Origin of the sequence: Bacillus sp. P14.5, from assembly GCF_003316765.1 — a bacterium.
Taxonomy (GTDB): domain Bacteria; phylum Bacillota; class Bacilli; order Bacillales; family Bacillaceae_B; genus Rossellomorea.
Genome location: NZ_NIJF01000096.1, coordinates 35,225 through 52,044, shown reverse-complemented (window position 1 = coordinate 52,044; position 16,820 = coordinate 35,225). Strand labels below are relative to the sequence as shown.

General features: G+C 43.0%; 13 protein-coding genes. 9 read left to right on the top strand and 4 right to left on the bottom strand.

What is annotated here, in order from left to right; all coding sequences use genetic code 11:
• Positions 1-66: 66 nt before the first annotated feature.
• The 6 genes from B9Z54_RS20195 to B9Z54_RS20175 all read left to right on the top strand — a co-directional run bounded on the left by B9Z54_RS20195 (position 67) and on the right by B9Z54_RS20175 (position 9,041).
• The gene (locus B9Z54_RS20195; RefSeq protein WP_113930184.1) at positions 67-2,712 is read left to right on the top strand and encodes a valine--tRNA ligase; all 2,646 of its coding nucleotides are present in this window, start codon (positions 67-69) and stop codon (positions 2,710-2,712) included.
• 234 nt (positions 2,713-2,946) lie between these two features.
• The gene (locus tag B9Z54_RS20190; protein WP_113930183.1) at positions 2,947-4,242 is read left to right on the top strand and encodes a bifunctional folylpolyglutamate synthase/dihydrofolate synthase; all 1,296 of its coding nucleotides are present in this window, start codon (positions 2,947-2,949) and stop codon (positions 4,240-4,242) included.
• Positions 4,243-4,388: 146 nt separating this feature from the next.
• Positions 4,389-5,012, top strand: coding sequence for a hypothetical protein (locus B9Z54_RS25895; RefSeq protein WP_240190028.1), 624 nt, complete (start codon positions 4,389-4,391; stop codon positions 5,010-5,012).
• Between the two features lie 23 nt (positions 5,013-5,035).
• Positions 5,036-6,097, top strand: a complete 1,062-nt coding sequence (locus tag B9Z54_RS25890; RefSeq protein WP_240190027.1) for a sensor domain-containing diguanylate cyclase — start codon at positions 5,036-5,038, stop codon at positions 6,095-6,097.
• Positions 6,098-6,249: 152 nt separating this feature from the next.
• The gene (locus B9Z54_RS20180) at positions 6,250-6,741 is read left to right on the top strand and encodes a vWA domain-containing protein (RefSeq protein WP_113930182.1); all 492 of its coding nucleotides are present in this window, start codon (positions 6,250-6,252) and stop codon (positions 6,739-6,741) included.
• Positions 6,723-9,041, top strand: a complete 2,319-nt coding sequence (locus B9Z54_RS20175; protein WP_113930181.1) for a vWA domain-containing protein — start codon at positions 6,723-6,725, stop codon at positions 9,039-9,041. The genes B9Z54_RS20180 and B9Z54_RS20175 overlap by 19 nt, the downstream gene beginning before the upstream one ends.
• Positions 9,042-9,676: 635 nt before the next feature.
• Here the strand turns inward: B9Z54_RS20175 and B9Z54_RS20170 are convergent.
• The 4 genes from B9Z54_RS20170 to B9Z54_RS26745 form a co-directional block, all read right to left on the bottom strand.
• On the bottom strand, positions 9,677-11,665 hold the full coding sequence (locus tag B9Z54_RS20170; RefSeq protein WP_113930180.1) for a hypothetical protein: 1,989 nt from the start codon (positions 11,663-11,665) through the stop codon (positions 9,677-9,679).
• 126 nt (positions 11,666-11,791) lie between these two features.
• A complete protein-coding gene (locus tag B9Z54_RS20165) occupies positions 11,792-12,424 on the bottom strand; it encodes a PilW family protein (protein ID WP_113930179.1) in 633 nt (210 codons plus the stop codon).
• On the bottom strand, positions 12,366-12,752 hold the full coding sequence (locus B9Z54_RS20160; protein ID WP_113930178.1) for a hypothetical protein: 387 nt from the start codon (positions 12,750-12,752) through the stop codon (positions 12,366-12,368). Before B9Z54_RS20160 ends, B9Z54_RS20165 begins: the two co-directional genes overlap by 59 nt.
• Positions 12,749-12,883, bottom strand: a complete 135-nt coding sequence (locus tag B9Z54_RS26745) for a prepilin-type N-terminal cleavage/methylation domain-containing protein (protein ID WP_113930177.1) — start codon at positions 12,881-12,883, stop codon at positions 12,749-12,751. Before B9Z54_RS26745 ends, B9Z54_RS20160 begins: the two co-directional genes overlap by 4 nt.
• 114 nt (positions 12,884-12,997) lie before the next feature.
• Between B9Z54_RS26745 and B9Z54_RS20150 the strand changes: the two genes are divergently transcribed.
• The 3 genes from B9Z54_RS20150 to B9Z54_RS20140 are packed head-to-tail and all read left to right on the top strand — an operon-like array spanning position 12,998 to position 16,813.
• Complete coding sequence (locus tag B9Z54_RS20150; protein ID WP_113930176.1) at positions 12,998-14,608, top strand: putative sodium/potassium/calcium exchanger; 1,611 nt, start codon at positions 12,998-13,000, stop codon at positions 14,606-14,608.
• A gap of 25 nt (positions 14,609-14,633) precedes the next feature.
• Entirely contained in the window at positions 14,634-15,365 is a 732-nt protein-coding gene (locus B9Z54_RS20145) for a PRC-barrel domain-containing protein (RefSeq protein ID WP_113930175.1), read from the top strand.
• 23 nt (positions 15,366-15,388) lie between these two features.
• On the top strand, positions 15,389-16,813 hold the full coding sequence (locus tag B9Z54_RS20140) for a VanW family protein (RefSeq protein WP_113930174.1): 1,425 nt from the start codon (positions 15,389-15,391) through the stop codon (positions 16,811-16,813).
• Positions 16,814-16,820 lie beyond the last annotated feature (7 nt).

The following is a 16,820-nucleotide window of genomic DNA, read 5'->3' as shown; positions in this document are numbered from 1 at the left end:
ACGAGTGGAGTTTTTTTATTTTTCTGGGAAAAACCACATACTATCATCTCTAAGGAGGAAGTAATCATGGAAAACAATGAAATCAGCATGCCGACCAAGTATGATCCCCAGTCCATTGAAAGCGGCCGTTATCAATGGTGGCTTGATGGCAAGTTTTTTGAAACAAAAAATGATAAAGAGAAGGAACCTTACACGATCGTTATCCCGCCGCCGAACGTTACAGGCAAGCTTCACTTGGGCCATGCATGGGATACGACCCTGCAGGATATCCTGACAAGAATGAAACGTATGCAGGGCTTCGATGTATTGTGGCTGCCGGGAATGGACCACGCTGGAATTGCAACGCAGGCCAAGGTGGAAGAGAAGCTCCGCAATGAGGGAAAAACACGATATGATCTTGGACGCGAAAAGTTCCTTGAAGAAACATGGAAGTGGAAAGAAGAATACGCAAAGCACATCCGGAAGCAATGGTCGAAGCTGGGGCTTGGCCTTGATTACAGCAGGGAGCGCTTTACTCTTGATGAAGGTCTTTCAGAAGCTGTTAATGAAGTTTTCGTTAACCTGTATGAGAAAGGTTTAATTTACAGGGGAGAATATATTATCAACTGGGATCCGGCAACAAAGACGGCTCTTTCTGATATAGAAGTTATCCATCAGGATGTTCAAGGAGCATTCTATCATATGAGATATCCACTGACAGACGGATCCGGGCACATTGAAATCGCGACTACCCGTCCAGAAACAATGCTTGGTGATACGGCTGTTGCTGTACATCCGGAAGATGACCGATACAAGCATCTTATTGGTAAAAAAGTGACACTTCCTATCATCGGACGAGAGATCCCGATTGTCGGTGATGATTATGTTGATATGGAATTCGGTTCAGGTGCCGTTAAAATTACACCTGCCCACGATCCTAATGACTTTGAAATCGGAAACCGCCATGACCTGGAGCGTATCCTGGTAATGAACGAAGACGGATCCATGAATGATAAAGCAGGGAAATATCAGGGGATGGACCGATTCGCATGCCGTAAGCAAATTGTAAAGGACCTTCAAGAATCCGGAGTTCTTTTCAAAATTGAGGACCATATGCATTCGGTTGGCCATTCAGAACGAAGCGGAGCAGTAGTAGAGCCTTATCTTTCCACACAGTGGTTTGTTAAAATGCAGCCTCTTGCCGATAAAGCGATCGACCTGCAGGGAGCTGAGGAAAAGGTGAATTTCGTCCCTGATCGTTTTGAAACTTCTTACCTTCGCTGGATGGAAAACACGCGTGACTGGTGCATCTCCCGTCAGCTGTGGTGGGGACACCGCATTCCGGCCTGGTACCATAAAGAAACAGGGGAAATTCATGTTGGGAAAGAAGAACCAGCAGACATCGAAAACTGGAAACAGGAAGAGGATGTCCTCGATACTTGGTTCAGCTCCGCATTATGGCCGTTCTCTACCATGGGCTGGCCAGATACAGAAGCAGAAGACTTCAAGCGCTACTATCCGACGGATGCCCTGGTAACAGGTTATGATATCATCGGCTTCTGGGTTTCAAGGATGATTTTCCAAGGACTTGAATTCACTGGAACACGTCCATTCAAGGATGTTTTGATTCACGGTCTTGTTAGAGCCGAAGATGGCCGCAAGATGAGTAAATCCCTTGGAAATGGTGTCGACCCGATGGAAGTGATCGATCAATATGGTGCAGATGCTTTAAGATACATGCTTTCCACTGGAAGTTCTCCAGGCCAGGATCTTCGTTATTCAACAGAGAAAGTTGAATCGGTTTGGAACTTTGCCAATAAGATTTGGAACGCTTCAAGATTTGCCCTGATGAATATGGATGGACTGAAATACGAGGAAATCGATCTGACAGGTGAAAAATCAGTTGCGGATAAATGGATCCTGACGAGATTGAATGAAACAATCGAAACGGTGACGAAATTGGCTGACCGCTATGAATTCGGTGAAGTGGGCCGTATCCTTTATAACTTCATCTGGGATGATTTCTGTGACTGGTATATCGAAATGGCGAAGCTTCCGCTCTACGGAGAAGATGAAGCAGCCAAGAAGACGACAAGATCGATTCTGGCATACGTACTCGATAACACAATGAGACTTCTTCATCCATTCATGCCGTTTATTACCGAGGAAATATGGCAGAACCTGCCGCATGAAGGCGAATCCATTACGACTGCCGCGTGGCCGGCTGTGAAGGAAGAATTCACTGACAAAGCAGCAGCAGAGGAAATGAAGCTTCTTGTAGAAATCATCCGCTCTGTTCGCAACATCCGTGCAGAAGTGAACACGCCTTTAAGCAAGCAAATCAAATTGCTTTTGAAAGCGAAGGATGATCAATCACTTTCTACACTCGAAAAGAACAAAGCTTATATTGAACGCTTCTGTAATCCAGAAGAGATGACGATTTCAAAGGACATTGAAGCGCCTGATAAAGCGATGACCGCTGTTGCAACAGGAGTGGAACTTTATCTTCCATTAGAGGGCTTGATCAATATCGATGAAGAAATCGCCCGCTTGGAAAAAGAATATGAGAAGTGGAACAAAGAAGTAGCAAGGGTACAAGGCAAGTTGAACAACGAGAAGTTCGTAGGAAAAGCTCCGCAAAAAGTAGTAGATGAGGAGCGCGCCAAAGAAGCGGATTATCTCGAAAAGCGCAGCACGGTTGAAGCCCGCATCCAGGAATTGAAAGGCCAATAAGGTAAAACCATCATCGGGACTGATCCAGGTGGAAGTGGAAATGCTTCTTCTGGACAGTCCCGCTTTTGGGTAGTTGCCGCAAAAGTGCGTGCCCCATGTTAATCAGGTAATCTGAGTAAGGCTCATATCCATAAATTTACAGTTAGGAAATTCCCGTGAGTAAGCTGCCCGCCGTGAACAAGAAAATTTAATAAAACAGCCTCACACAATGCCTCTAGTAAAGGAGTGACAGTTATGATTTATACATATGAGGAAGCAGTTGAATGGATCCATTCCCGGTTGAGGCTTGGCATAAAGCCTGGTTTAAGCAGGATGGAATGGCTGATGGAGAAGCTTGGCCATCCGGAAAAAGAATTAAATGCCGTCCATATTGGCGGTACCAATGGGAAAGGGTCGACTCTTACCTTCCTGCGCAATATTTTGGAAGAGTCGGGTTATGACACCGGGACCTTTACCTCGCCGTATTTCGAAGTTTTTAATGAAAGAATCAGTGTGAATGGCCAACCGATCTCAGACGAAGAAATTGTTGAATTAGTGAATGTCATCATTCCGCTGGCAGAAGAACTTGAGGAAACAGATTTGGGCGGGCCTTCTGAATTTGAAGTGATTACCTGTATGGCACTGTATTACTTTGCAAGGGTAAACCGTGTTCCTATTGTCTTGTTTGAAGTGGGGCTTGGCGGCCGATTCGATTCCACGAATGTCATTGATCCCATGCTTTCCATCATTACGAACATCGGACTTGATCATACTCAATTGCTGGGTGATACAATCGGTGATATCGCTTTTGAGAAAGCAGGAATCATCAAGGAAGGAAAGCCGGTCATATCAGCAGCCTCCCAGCACGATGCTCAAAAGGTGATTATTTCAAAAGCGAAAGAAATGAATGCGGATCTCTTTTTACGGAACCGTGACTTTAAATCTGATTATAAGGGTGCTTCCCCGGATGGAGAGATATTTGACTATATCGGCTCAAATGGAGTAAGCACTTATGAAATCGGGATGGTCGGCAGGCATCAAACGGAAAATGCCTCATTGGCTGTAAAAGCTGCAGATATATTAAGGGAGATGAATTCCTATCAAATAGAAGAAGGTGCTATAGAACGCGGACTGGCAGCGGCTTACTGGCCTGGGAGAATGGACAAAGTGTGTGAAACTCCCGCCATCTATCTTGACGGTGCACATAATCCTGAAGGAATGCAGTCACTGATTAGTACGATTGAAACAAGATTCAAAGAAAAGAATGTGCATATCATATTTGCAGCTCTAAAAGATAAAGACCTGGAGTCTATGATAAGGAAACTGGAAGTAAAGGTTTCGGAAATCGTGTTGACGACATTTGATTTTCCCAGAGCAGCATCTCCTGAAGATCTGGAAAAGCACCTGCTTTTAGACAATCACAGTACAATAATGGATTGGGAAAAGTATCTTGTAACTTATAAGAAAACGGCTGGAAGTGACGACGTTCTCATCATTACAGGGTCACTTTACTTTCTGTCAGCAGTCAGGCCAGTGGTTGTAAGTAACTGAAAGTATTTGTAAATTTTTCATGACTTTTAATTGATACTTTGATAAAATATTCTTAAACTTGTGACTTTTTAACCAAGTTCTTTAATGGGATTCCTTGGAATGTCATTAAAGACTTACTTTATAGGGCTGAAGGGAGGGGAATATTGATGGGAATCGGCAGGAAACAGGAGTTGATTATTTGGTTAGTGTGGGCCATTCTTGTGCCTGCTGGCATTTACTTTACCTATCAGATATTTCCTCCTGCGGACGCTGATATACTCAGTATGTCGGCGTTTATTCTTTTTGCGGTTATCATTTCGGTTATGCCCATTATCATCAACGGGCTGCCCATTTTGCTTATACAGTGGGTTTCCTTGGCCGCATTTCTGAAATTCGGCCTCTTCTTTGAAGTGGTCCTGCTTCAAGTGGCGATTATCTCCTATATGATCCGCCTGCGTATTGGAAAGAAAGATTTTTACCGTGTGCCTTGGAATTCCATCATGTTTTTCCTGATGTCTGTCTTCAGCGGGGTTGTCTATTATGCCATCGGAGGGACTATCGGATTTTCCCCGGTGGGAGCCTTGTTCATTCCCGCCCTGGTTTATCAGGTGTCTTCCATTCTATTGAATCAGGTGCTTTTAATAGCGTTCCATGCCTTTCTTAATAGGGAAATCAAGCTTTTTGGAGAAGATCTCAAGTGGGACTTTTCCGCCATGTTGATTATGTTTCCGATGGGGCTGGGACTGTTTTTCTTGAGTATCATCTCGGCCCCATCGCACTTTTCCTCATAGGCCTTCCGTTCCTATCAGGAGCCATGATTCTGAGACTTTATAATTCCTCTGAACAGATCAACCAATATCTTCAGAAATCTGTGGAAATCGGCCATCAATTGACTGAAAGCCTGCAGGTAAATGAAGTGCTGCAGTTATTTTTAGATAAAATCCTTCAGACCCTTCCTGTTGAGTATGCTTATATACTGGATGTGAAGGGTGACGAATTGGTACTGCTCAGAAGAGTCGAAAACAATGAGAATAAGCCTGTAAACCTTCCTCCGCTGAAAAAGAACGAAGGAATCAGCGGCCTTGTCTGGGCGACAGGAAAATCAGCCCTGTACCACAATAAAGCGGATTGGACTGAAGTGGCAAAAGGATATATGCCTGAAAATGTGGAAAGCGTGCTTTCAGTACCGATTGTCAGGAACCAAAAGGTAAGGGGAGTTCTGCTCCTTGCCTCCTCGAAGAAAAAGGCTTATCGAAAATATCAGTTGATGATCGTGGACATCCTGTGTTCCTATCTCGGTGTGGCCATTGCGAATGCCCGCCATTATCAAGCAACCAAACGCAACAGTGAGCGGTGTGCACTGACCAAGCTGTACAACTACCGGTATTTTGAAAGCCTGCTTTCCTCTGAATGCAGCGCACTGCGGGACGGAGAAAGAAGCAGTTTGTCCTTGATTATGCTGGACATTGACCATTTTAAATCGGTTAATGATAACTACGGACACCAAAGCGGAAATGAAATCCTTTTTGAATTGGCGAGAAGGCTGGAAACTTTGATAGGGGATGAAGGCACCGTTGCCCGTTACGGCGGAGAGGAATTCATCATTCTCCTACCTGATACCACGAAAGAAGATGCATTTCTGATTGCGGAGATTGTCAGAAGAACGATCGCAGACAAGCCGTTTATCCTACATAGTAATCTCGAAGCTGAGAGAAAAGCCATTCAGCTTACAGTGACAGCAAGTATAGGGGTGGCCACTGCCCCGGTGGATGCTGATGACAGTATGTCATTGATCAGACACGCAGACAGGGCCCTCTACACTGGTGCGAAACAAGCTGGACGAAACAGAGTGGCTGAATATGTGAAGTCATCCTGACCCCGTTTTTTTGCGGGGTTTTTCTAATGTGTAAATTTTTATGGAATCTAGTACTTTGGTCTATGTAAAGAGGGAATAGGTTGCTATAATAGTAGATAAGTAGTAATTTCACGAGAAATAATGACAATAACTGACAAAGAGGAGGGAAGGATTTGAAAAAGAGGTTTTCTGCAGCAGTCATTTTTACAATTATATTCAGTTTCATGATACATACCTCCTTAGCAGATGCATCAGGACAGCCTTCAATTGAATTTTCCGTACAGCCCAGTGCAAGTGAATATGTGAAGCCCCAGAATGGAGACGCCCAGGGCCGGCTCGATATTGAACTGACGCCGAGGGGACAAGCCACCAATGAAGAGAGAAAACCGATTGATGTCGTGTTCGTTCACGATACTTCGGGTTCTATGAAAGATACATATGGCGGCGTCAAAAAAGCAACCAGTGCTGAAAGTGCATTGAAGGAATCTCTTAAATTCTTTGAGCAGAACAAGCAAAGTGACGATAAATATTATTTTGTTCCTTTTGATAGTGATGTGAGTTATAAGTCTTTAGGCAATCGAAGAGTCGAACCAGCGGAAGGGATAAGCAATATAAAGAGCATAGCGGAAAATTTGGATTATTCTAAATGTTTTTCTTTTGTTTAAGTGAATATGATTTCAGTGAAGGCGGAACGAATTACACCCAGTCCCTTGATTACGCCTTGTCGAAGTTTTCCGGCATGAGGGATTCCAAGCGCTATATTATTTTCCTGACAGATGGAGAACCTACTTCTCTTAAATATCAAAATAAAGACTATACGTTATATAGTGATGGTACTACAGCTATGATTGGCAACAGATATGAAGATTACAATAGAGTACAAAACATCATTCAGGATCATGCAGTCTTATCTGCTGAAAAGCTTGGGCGAAACGATGTAACCATGTTCAGTGTCGCTTTTGCACAGCCAGGAGAAGTGAACTATCAATTACTGGAAACCATGTCGAATAAAACAGGCGGAAGAGCCATTCAGGCAAATCCGAACAGCCTTGCTAACGTTTTTACGGATATTTCCAAAGAATTTAACTCGCCTTCCGTTGACGGGGAGATACAGATCGATCTCAGTAAGTTTAACGGAAAAGTAAAGCTTGCACCGAATTCAGATGCCTACATCAAAAATAATGTAGTGCATATGAAGTACAACTTCACTTATCCGATTGGCGGGGCTCCAACTCCTGGAAACATGCAGCTGAGCCTGCCGCTGCAATTTACTGAAAGAGGTCAATATGTATTTGATAATATTAAACTCATTCATAAGGATTTTGACGGCAACACGATGCCGGCTGTAACGCATAAGAACGTGACGATCAATATCGTGGATGAAGCAGCACCGATATTCGAGAGCGTTGTAAAGATTAATGGAAATCAGCACCATGCTCCGGAAAACCTTGTGAAAATGGGAATGCAGAATAATGGACATAACGAGTTATCAATCGAGTATGATTTGACTCCATCCGGCGTCCTTCAATCAAACCGGACAGGTACCATGAGAAACATCCGTATTGTTCAGCCGCTGCCTGAGGGAATCAGCCTGAAGAGCCAGCAGCTGCAGACGTCTATCAACGGGTCGCTGACGGGAGCATCTGTACAGGCAAAGACCCTCAATGGGCAAAAAGTTATAGAAATCAGGTTAGGAAGAGAAGTTAATTATACCGGCGGCCAATTCAATCCGGCCAAGCTGAACCTGAAAGCCATTCTTCAAGCGGATTTTGCCATGTCATTAGTAAAAATGCCAAGGGCTACAATCCATTATGAGGATACGAACTTCAGCAGTCAGAGCCATACACTAACTTCACATTCAGGTTATATCGGCCTTCAGGTCATTCTGGAAGGCATGGCAGATGACACAACCTATATTGGTGATCATACAGGCAAACTGACAAAGAAAAAGGACTCCACCAATGAAGTTCAGGCAGAAGCCACGCCAAAATCACTTCCGGTCAAAGGGCTTGAATTGATAAGCGGTAATACAATCAGAGTGCACTTCAGTGACGATTCGTTCAAGGATGTTTATCTAAAAGCTGACTTTGATGTATTTGAAACCAATACTGGAAAAAAACTTGCAAATAATGAAGAGACCACTGGTCCTGCCTCTTTTAAGATAAGTAAACGGGTAGGCGGAGAAGATGTTGTATATTACTACAAGACCATAACAGGACAAACAGAAAGCGGATGGAAAAAATTCCTGCCGGAAGAATCTGTTCCAATTCCTGCAGATTCGATTGGCAATGTAGAGATACAGGTAAAAACAGAAGGCGGCTTCACACTTAACCAGCAGCCGGTCACAAAGAAAATCGTCATTGTTAAAAAGGTTAGTGAAATAAATGTTTCACCTAACCCGATTGAAGTATACGCGGGTGAATCCATTTCATTCCAAATTGAAGTACTTCCATTGGATGCATCCGATAAAAGCGTTACAATAAGTCTTCAAGAGGACAATGGAAAAGTAGCCAGCTATTCTGGTGACGGACAAGGCAATCACAGGATACTGGGGGTTGAGCCTGGAGAAGACTCACTCGTAATAGAAGCGAATGATGGTTCAGGAGTAAGGGTTATTGTCCCAGTCACGGTGATCGATCCTTATGTCGCATTGGAAGAAGTCCGCTTCAAGCAGGCGAAAATCAATCTTCCTTTAAATGATAAGGATATACCGATTGAAGCTTTCCTGATTTTCAACCCATCTAATGCCACGAATAAAGAATTGGCGGAAACAGTGTCTTCTGCACCGGCAATTGAAGCTGTAGAAAAGGACGGAAAGTGGTATATCAGGACAGAAGAACTCGGCTTTACTACAGTTACGGTCACAGCGGATGAGGACAATTCTATAACCGATTCAGCAGTGTTTGAAGTGGTTACGCCTGAAGAAGGCGGGGATGATAATCCGTATATTGATGGAAGATGGTAAACCAAAAAGCGGTCAATCAATGGCTTCTAAAACAGACATTGAGAAACTAAAGCCTTAATGGAAAAGCGGCAGGATCATATTGATCCCGCCGTTTTTTCTCTTTGAAAGGCTCTTTTTGTAAACTTTGTTGCTATTTTTTATGAACCTTGTATGGTTCCGAAATTATTAACGAAAATTTTCTGGTAAGCAAGAAGAGAATAGCTGTTCCCCCCCTTTAGAGAGAAAAACCTTAGTAACCATGGGAGATTCTTGCTCTAGGGATTTTTCCGAAAGTAAAATTTCATGCAAATACAATCTATTCTATAGGTGTTTCTAAAAAAATATTGCTTTAAAATGCGTTTTACCTTAATCCCCCTTTATGTAGAAGGATTGGAGCGGAAATCCATTACTTCTCAATCTCCACAATCTTTGCAAAAAGAGCGTATTGAAAATACTATTTAAAAAAAATGTACTGAGTTTACATCAGTATGTTAATGCCCCTCATCAGGAAGAGGGCTGGTATTGATTTGTACCACAGATGTCACGGTACGCTAACCAGTAAACCTTTCACTAGTAAACAAAAACCGTCCAAAGCATGGACGGTTTTTCATAATGCCATTTGTTTTTTCTGCTTAACAACATAACCTGTATCCTTTTTACTGAACTGAAACTTCATCACTGAACAATGACAAAAATTCTGTCTTCGGCAGGGCATCTATTTTTTGCAGCAGGATATCACGGTTGTAATTGATGTTGAAGCGGGAGTAATGATTATCCTGATCAATATTAGTTGAATAAAGGTCGGCGTCCTGGATACTGGTAATGTCCCCTCGAATGGCATTAATCGTCAGAGTATCGTTCGCAAAGACTCCGCCGTCAATGTGAAAGAGAGAACCGACACCATAAAGTTCAGCATCCTGATCTGTATAGAAGAATGCTTTTAAAGGCTGAACAGTTTCATCAGAAATTTTGCCTTCATAGTTCTCAGCTTCGTCACTTGGTACAAAGTTTTTATACTCATTCATCCTGGTCATAGTCAGCTTGCCGCCGGAGAGAAGGATGAGCTGTTTTGTGATATTCTCATCCACGTTTCCTAAGATATTCAAGTTTGAGATGAAGGCTTCCCCTTTGCTGTATATGACAGAATCAAAAACCACTTCATCATCTTCAGGCTGATCTCCTTCATTACTGTTGCCTTGAATTAAAAGGTTTTCTCCTGCAACCAGGTTGCCGATAATGGTCGATTTGCTGTCAAGGGATTCAATTGTCAGTGCTTTTCCAGCCAGCATATATCCAGGAGTTTCATTGTCATTTTTAAATGTAAACCCATTGTTAGACTGGATGTTGATCTCCCCTGCTGAAAGGATATTTCCTTTCACATTGATTTCTCCATCCAGGTTGATCAAATGTATATCTCCGGTAGAGATAATATCATTCAGGGTAATGGATTTATTTCCAATGATATAGATATCCCCATCCGCAACAATTTTTTCGGGAAAGTTGAGAGCTGAAGTTACACTGGATATGACAAGGTCACCTGGAACTCTAATGGTCGATGATACGCTGGTGTCGATCAATTTATAGCCAAGGGTGTTTACCTCATTGGCTATATCTTCTCCCAGCAGGGAATCCAGTCCGCTTGCGGCTTCACCCAGAGGACTTGTCAATACGCCTGGAAGATCGCTTAGATTAAAGGTATATTCGCTCTTGATGGCTTGTTCTAACTGGAGAGAAAGCTCATCTAAAGTCTGACTTTGAGCAAACCCTTGATCTTGTTGAATTTCCTTGATTCTGTCTGTGAAGGTTTTCTCAAAATTCACAGAGACAAACTGGCTGTCATTCTTAAGCTGAGGCAGCTGCTGGTGGTAAAACTTATCTGCTGTCAGGTAGTCCATGACGGCCGTATAATCGGATTCAGAAGAATTTATATAGATGTCCCCAAAAATAGAGGAATAGGGAGTCTCGATTTCTTCCTGGTCTCCGCTTGTTAATTGGTAATGTGCGTTCTTATCTATGATTATTTCTTTTCCGAATACGTTTCCTGCAATATTTGGAGAACCATTAAGGATGGTTTGGTTACCTGCACCTGCAGCATATTTGAGGAATCCGGGCAGCGGCGACAGGATGACTCTTTTCCGCACGGTTCTGTTTACCATTCCCTGCTGGTCATCCGGTGTATTGACCGATACCACAAAATCCAGGACTCTCGTCAGCTGAACCGAGGTGTCGATGTTAAAGGTTTCAAGATCCGCCAGACCGCTGCCGAGGCACTGATTTTCCGTCCCGGCTATTAGATACTTCGGGCTGCTTCCTGTCACATCGACGACATTGACACAAGAAATGCTGTCTCCGAATTGGGAAGAAGTTGACTGAGTAGTGAAGTAGGCTGTCAGTTTTGCGCTTAAGTCTGAGGCAGATAAATTTTCTATTTTGAAAGTATTATGTGCCAAGCGGGTAGAGAGGTCGGCTGTCATCTCGTCGACTAGTCTTAACCCATCGTAGGTAATGTCGATATCCGTTTCCCTTACTTCGGTTCTCTTGGCCCCTCCGATGGATGCAGATAGAATCGCCATCCCGATTGTGATGACAACAAGTGAAGTGATCATGACAGTGATCAGCGTATTTCCCTTCTCATTGGTTACCATGCGTATCCCTCCTTTTTGTGCCATTTAATATAACGGTTTCTTTCTTGGATACTAGTAAAAAATTATGGTGAATTATGGCGTTATTCTCGACATCAGAAAACAGCAAAGTTTAGTGAGAAATCTTTTTTAAAACCCGAATTGGCTTTCAAGATTGAGCTGTTCATTTCGGTCCACATTTTCATGTGCTATGGAAAAATCCAGCTCAATAATGGCATTGGTACACTTTTCTTCCTTGGTGTCATCATCATCAAAATCGTCCTGGTGGGGATTTGAACAAGCAAAACTGATGGAGGAGCCGCGAAAATCAGAAGGGGTGTCGATTGTACCGGCCGCTGTTTCCCAAACGTGTTTCCCATTTTTCTCTACTAATTTAATTTTAAATGAATCTATATCTTCTTCGTCCCTCTTTTTATCCTGGTCTATGACTTCTGGATTATAGTTGTTGCGGGCTGTTTCAATATTATCGACGAAGATAAGGCAGTTATCTTCATCTTCGCATTCGTCCACATAGTCAAACGGAGTTGAATAAAGAGAATTCATCAGCATGGCGGAAACATAGTCGGCATCTTCCCTTAGCTGACCCTCAATGCTGACCTTTTCATAAATCTTATATCCTGTCAAAAAGGTTCCATATATGACGGGAAGCAGGATTGCCGATATCGCTAAAGTGAGAAGCAGCTCAATGAGTGTGAAGCCTTCTTCATCGGATGTCTTCGCTTTTAACCGTTCCGTCAACTTTTGTATCGAAGTCTTTATCATTTGCCGTCCACCTCACTTCTGCCGAGATCGGTATATAGTAATTCAACTCTTCCTCTTGGGAAGGAGAAACTTCTTTGGACTTTATGGTTACTTCATAGAAAGTCCCGTTGATAGGAATATTGTTACAACCCTCAGGTCTATTCTCACCGGGTCTGAAGGTCTTATAACCATTCTCACACAGATTCAGCTCTAAAAATTGATCCTCTGGAGACGCAGTACCTTCATTAACTTCGGAAAACTCTCTTTTAACTTCAAGAAAACTCTGGCTTTCCATGTGCATCAATGCGTTCCTGGCAACGTTGACGGCCACTGTCTTCTTTTGATTCATATTTGTATATGTACCTGCCTGAAAGAAAAATTTAAAAAGACTAATAGAACAGTGCTTAGTATCGTAACTGAGACTAAAACCTCAATAAGTGTCAAACCTTGGTTATTTCTGAAGATATTTGACAGTTTCATTCCGTCACCTTCTTTCAAAATGCCTAAGTTTATTATACAATAACTAAGAGTCGAATAATGTAGAAGTAGTACTTATTTCATAGAAAATTAATACTTTCTGAAGGGAGTGAAAAGATGGAGGAATATATTTTTGCCTTAATTGCATTTGTTTTATTGCTGCCTGTCCTGTTTTTCATGCCTGGCGCTATGTCCAGAAAAGGAAAGGTTTGGATAGCAGGGGGAGGGCTTTTGATCTCTCTTCTCGGTTTGCTTGCCTCCAACCAATATCCACTTGGGCTGGTTGCCATTATTTTATTCATTTTAGTCATTGTCTCCTCCGTTATGATCGGAAACCGTTTTGGTCCTCTGCTGCTTGCGGAAGAAGGCCTGGCGGATAGAAATAATAGCGCAGAGGCCGTCGTTGGTACAGAAAGGCCGGAAAAAGTTCTTTTTACCTCAGTGGCGGAAGAACAGGAACCCCCGGAAAGCATTCTGGAAGAGCCGGAAGCTGTTCAGGAAGAAGCCCTGGAAGAAAGTGAGAATGATACAAGAACAGAATTTATCAATGAAGATCTCGAAGAAATTCCTTTGCTTACTGAAAATGCCAGCTCCATGTACGATATAAAGGAAGAGGCTGCTTTGCCGGAAATAGAAGAAAATGTCGAGCAAGACAGTGAAGATAAAGAAGACAGCATTCTTGAAGAGGATACTCTCGAACAAACTGTTGATGAAGATTTAAGTGAGATTGAAATGCTGATCCAGCAGGAAGAAGGGGATCATTCAGAACCAGTACATAATACAGATGAGGTTGAAACACTAATGGCGGATATTGATGAGTCATTAGAAGAATCAGCACATATCGGCATGAATGAGGACTGGGAGTCAGATGAGAGAGCTGAAGAGCATCAGGAACTTAGTGAAATTGAATTATTGATTGATGGGTCTGATGATACGGAATCAGCCAAAGATGATTCAGAGCTATATAGCGATCTAGAGGATGACATCACCGCTGACACTGAAGCTGACCAGCCGGAAGCAAATAGGGATCATGCTTTAGGGGAGTTAACAGAGATAGAAGCCGAATTCTTAATGAAGCCTGCAGCAGCTGACGAGTCAGGTCTGGAAGTGCTGAGTTTAATTGAAGAAAGTATGGATGAAGGCGAAGAATCAAAAGAAATCGAATCATCAGATGAACCAGAAGAACCTGTATTGGAAGAAGGAATTTTAGAAGCCGGAGAAGATGATATCCAGACAGTCGAAAGTGAAATCTTGCACTCTGGGGATTCCATAGAGCAGGGTGAAGAGCAAGAAGAGGAGCTCGAACCTGCTGCATTACTGGAAGCTGACGAGATGGAGGATTCAATCGAGGAGTCTTACCATGGTGAGGAAGATCAGAGTTCCGAGGAGGAAACACAGCAGGGGCAGGAACCAGAAGGGAACGCTCAGCTGCAGACATTGATCATCCATACGATAGCGGAAGAACTGGCTTACTATAAAAACAAGATGGCCCTTGAAGAATTTGAAGCGCTAGCAGGGCAGTACCTGCATCCTGAGCTTCATGATCGAGATTACTATGTCATCTCACAGCAATTAATTCAACGTTATCATGAATCTCAGGAATACGAAAAAATGATGGCTTTCATAAAAGGAATGGAAGAAAGATTCCTTTCATATCCCGTGCTGAAAAGTGAATTGAATGACTATAAAGAAATAGCATGGAAGAATACTTTAAAACAAATGATGTAAATTGGAAGGGAATAGGTGCAGCAGTATGAAGAAAAGTAATGAAATTTTAGGTTTGCCGATTATCAGTATCGCCGATGGAGTGGAAATTGGGAGTGTCAAATCCCTGGTTGTGAATCCTGAAAAAGGATCAGTTGATTTCCTGACGATCGAGCATGAGGATTGGCAGGTAAGTGTGAAGGCCATTCCGTTTAAAAAGGTAATCGGGATCGGAGAGTATGCGGTCACGGTGGAAAACGGAAATGCTGTGATTGACTTGAATGAAATTCCGATCGCAAATGCGCTGGTAAACAAGAAAATCCGCATCAATGATACAAAGGTCATGTCCAGAAAAGGCCAATTGATCGGAGAAGCGAAAGAGTACTATGTGGATGATGAGACAGGAAATATCATCGGCATTCTTGTAGGAATGAAAGAAAGTGAAAAGGTGCTGGAAGCAGAGCAAATCCTTACTTACGGAAAAGATATTCTAATCGTCAAAGAAGATTCAGCGGGCCGTTTTAAGGACTCTGTAGAAGACCTGATTCCGCAAAATCAAGCCGAACTTGATATTGAAGAAGACGGATCAAGCGACTTGGAAAACATCAGAAATAAGCAGGCAGGATTGTTAAAAGGCAAGCGTGTCACTAAAGATATCTCAGGTGTATCCGGCGAAACCATCATCTCAAATGGCACCATCTTGACTGAAGGGGACATCTCCAGAGCACAAGATGAAGGACCGTCCGTATTCGTTGAATTGACAATGAATACACAAGATTAATGTGAAGGGAGCGCGAGATTGACATGGAGAACAGACCAGTTAAGAAAGTATTTATACCACTGCTCTCTGCCACCGTTTTTATTTTCGGTTTTTCCCATGCAGGCTCTTTTGCATTGAATAAATTCACTGAGGCCGATGTGATCAAACCGTCCACAATGGTGGCTTCCATCAATGTGGGAGGTCAGTCCGAGCAGGAGGCAAAGAATGCCCTTGCCCAAGCGATAGCCGAATGGAAAGCGACAGCCATGATGACGGCAGAACTTTCAGGACAGGAAACGGACATTGATCTTTCTCTCTTTTCTGTTGATATCAATCAAAGCGTGCAGAATGCCAGCGGGGGAGGAACCACTCCTCTGGCTGTCACTGTAGACATGGAAACCCTTATGGACCAATTGAAATCAGTCTATCCGGAAATGTCTGCAGAAGAAATGGATACGGCGTCATTGGAACAGGACTTAATCAGCCAGGCGTCCATGCTGCCAAGCAGCTCTGTCATCTCGCTCAGTGATTATTTTGAAAAAGGAAGTGTGGAGGAAGTTACTGCCGAGGCGCTTTCTGAAAAAATCACAGTTACACCAGAGATTAAGAGATTCGTAGAAGCCTTTCCGCAAATCACTGTGAAGCAGGGAACTGAATTCTCGTTCCTCCGCCATATGGAAGATAGCGGTTTTACCAGCAATGAAAAGGGAGAAGAACTCAGTGTTATCACTTCCCTTCTGTACAAGCTGGTCCTGCAGTCCAATTTTTCTATCATAGAGCGAAACACCAGTCCGGAACTGCCTGCTGAAATAGAGCTTGGCTATGAGGCCAAAGTGGATGGGGCAAGCAACCAGGATTTTGTTTTTGCCAATCCGAACAATAATGATTACCTCATTGTACTGGAGCTTCTCGACAATCAGCTGTACGCCAAGCTGATCGGTTTTCCATTGGCGACAGATTATAAAGTAACGCTGAAGGACAAAGAAGAATTTCCTCAAAAGAAAATCGTCCAGTACAATCCTTTTCTCGAGAAGAATGTTGTTCAGGTGCCTGAAGAAGGAAGGAAGGGCATCTTGATCAAAGTGTTCCGCCAGAGCATCGGTGATACTGGTGACATAATAGAAGAAAAGCTGATGGCCGAGGATTTTTATCCGCCTGTCCATAGAATTGAGATTCATAGCTTGGAAGAAGCTCCGGAAGATGTTGACGAAAAAGATATTGTCGAAAATCCTTTGACTGACAGTGATGAAGACTCCGATTCAACCGGAACCAGCGGACCTCCGCCGAATTCCGGAAACAGTGATGATTCAGATGAAGAGAACAACTCATCTGAAAATGACAATGAAAGCGGCTCGTCCACGGATGTAGAAGACAACAACGGCTCAAATTCAGATACCGGCAAAGCTGCGGCATCCAATGTAAAAGATGCCGCAGCTGACGAAGATAAAAAAAATGAACTAGAAATTTAGATAAGCT

What these genes read in the sequence shown, in the direction of transcription:
- B9Z54_RS20170 (WP_113930180.1), bottom strand. Translation starts at nt 11,665, where the DNA reads ATGGTAACCAATGAGAAGGGAAATACGCTGATCACTGTCATGATCACT.
- B9Z54_RS20175 (WP_113930181.1), top strand. Translation starts at nt 6,723, where the DNA reads ATGTTTTTCTTTTGTTTAAGTGAATATGATTTCAGTGAAGGCGGAACG.
- B9Z54_RS20195 (WP_113930184.1), top strand. Translation starts at nt 67, where the DNA reads ATGGAAAACAATGAAATCAGCATGCCGACCAAGTATGATCCCCAGTCC.
- B9Z54_RS20165 (WP_113930179.1), bottom strand. Translation starts at nt 12,424, where the DNA reads ATGATAAAGACTTCGATACAAAAGTTGACGGAACGGTTAAAAGCGAAG.
- B9Z54_RS20145 (WP_113930175.1), top strand. Translation starts at nt 14,634, where the DNA reads ATGAAGAAAAGTAATGAAATTTTAGGTTTGCCGATTATCAGTATCGCC.
- B9Z54_RS20190 (WP_113930183.1), top strand. Translation starts at nt 2,947, where the DNA reads ATGATTTATACATATGAGGAAGCAGTTGAATGGATCCATTCCCGGTTG.
- B9Z54_RS20160 (WP_113930178.1), bottom strand. Translation starts at nt 12,752, where the DNA reads ATGAATCAAAAGAAGACAGTGGCCGTCAACGTTGCCAGGAACGCATTG.
- B9Z54_RS20140 (WP_113930174.1), top strand. Translation starts at nt 15,389, where the DNA reads ATGGAGAACAGACCAGTTAAGAAAGTATTTATACCACTGCTCTCTGCC.
- B9Z54_RS25895 (WP_240190028.1), top strand. Translation starts at nt 4,389, where the DNA reads ATGGGAATCGGCAGGAAACAGGAGTTGATTATTTGGTTAGTGTGGGCC.
- B9Z54_RS26745 (WP_113930177.1), bottom strand. Translation starts at nt 12,883, where the DNA reads ATGAAACTGTCAAATATCTTCAGAAATAACCAAGGTTTGACACTTATT.
- B9Z54_RS25890 (WP_240190027.1), top strand. Translation starts at nt 5,036, where the DNA reads ATGATTCTGAGACTTTATAATTCCTCTGAACAGATCAACCAATATCTT.
- B9Z54_RS20150 (WP_113930176.1), top strand. Translation starts at nt 12,998, where the DNA reads ATGGAGGAATATATTTTTGCCTTAATTGCATTTGTTTTATTGCTGCCT.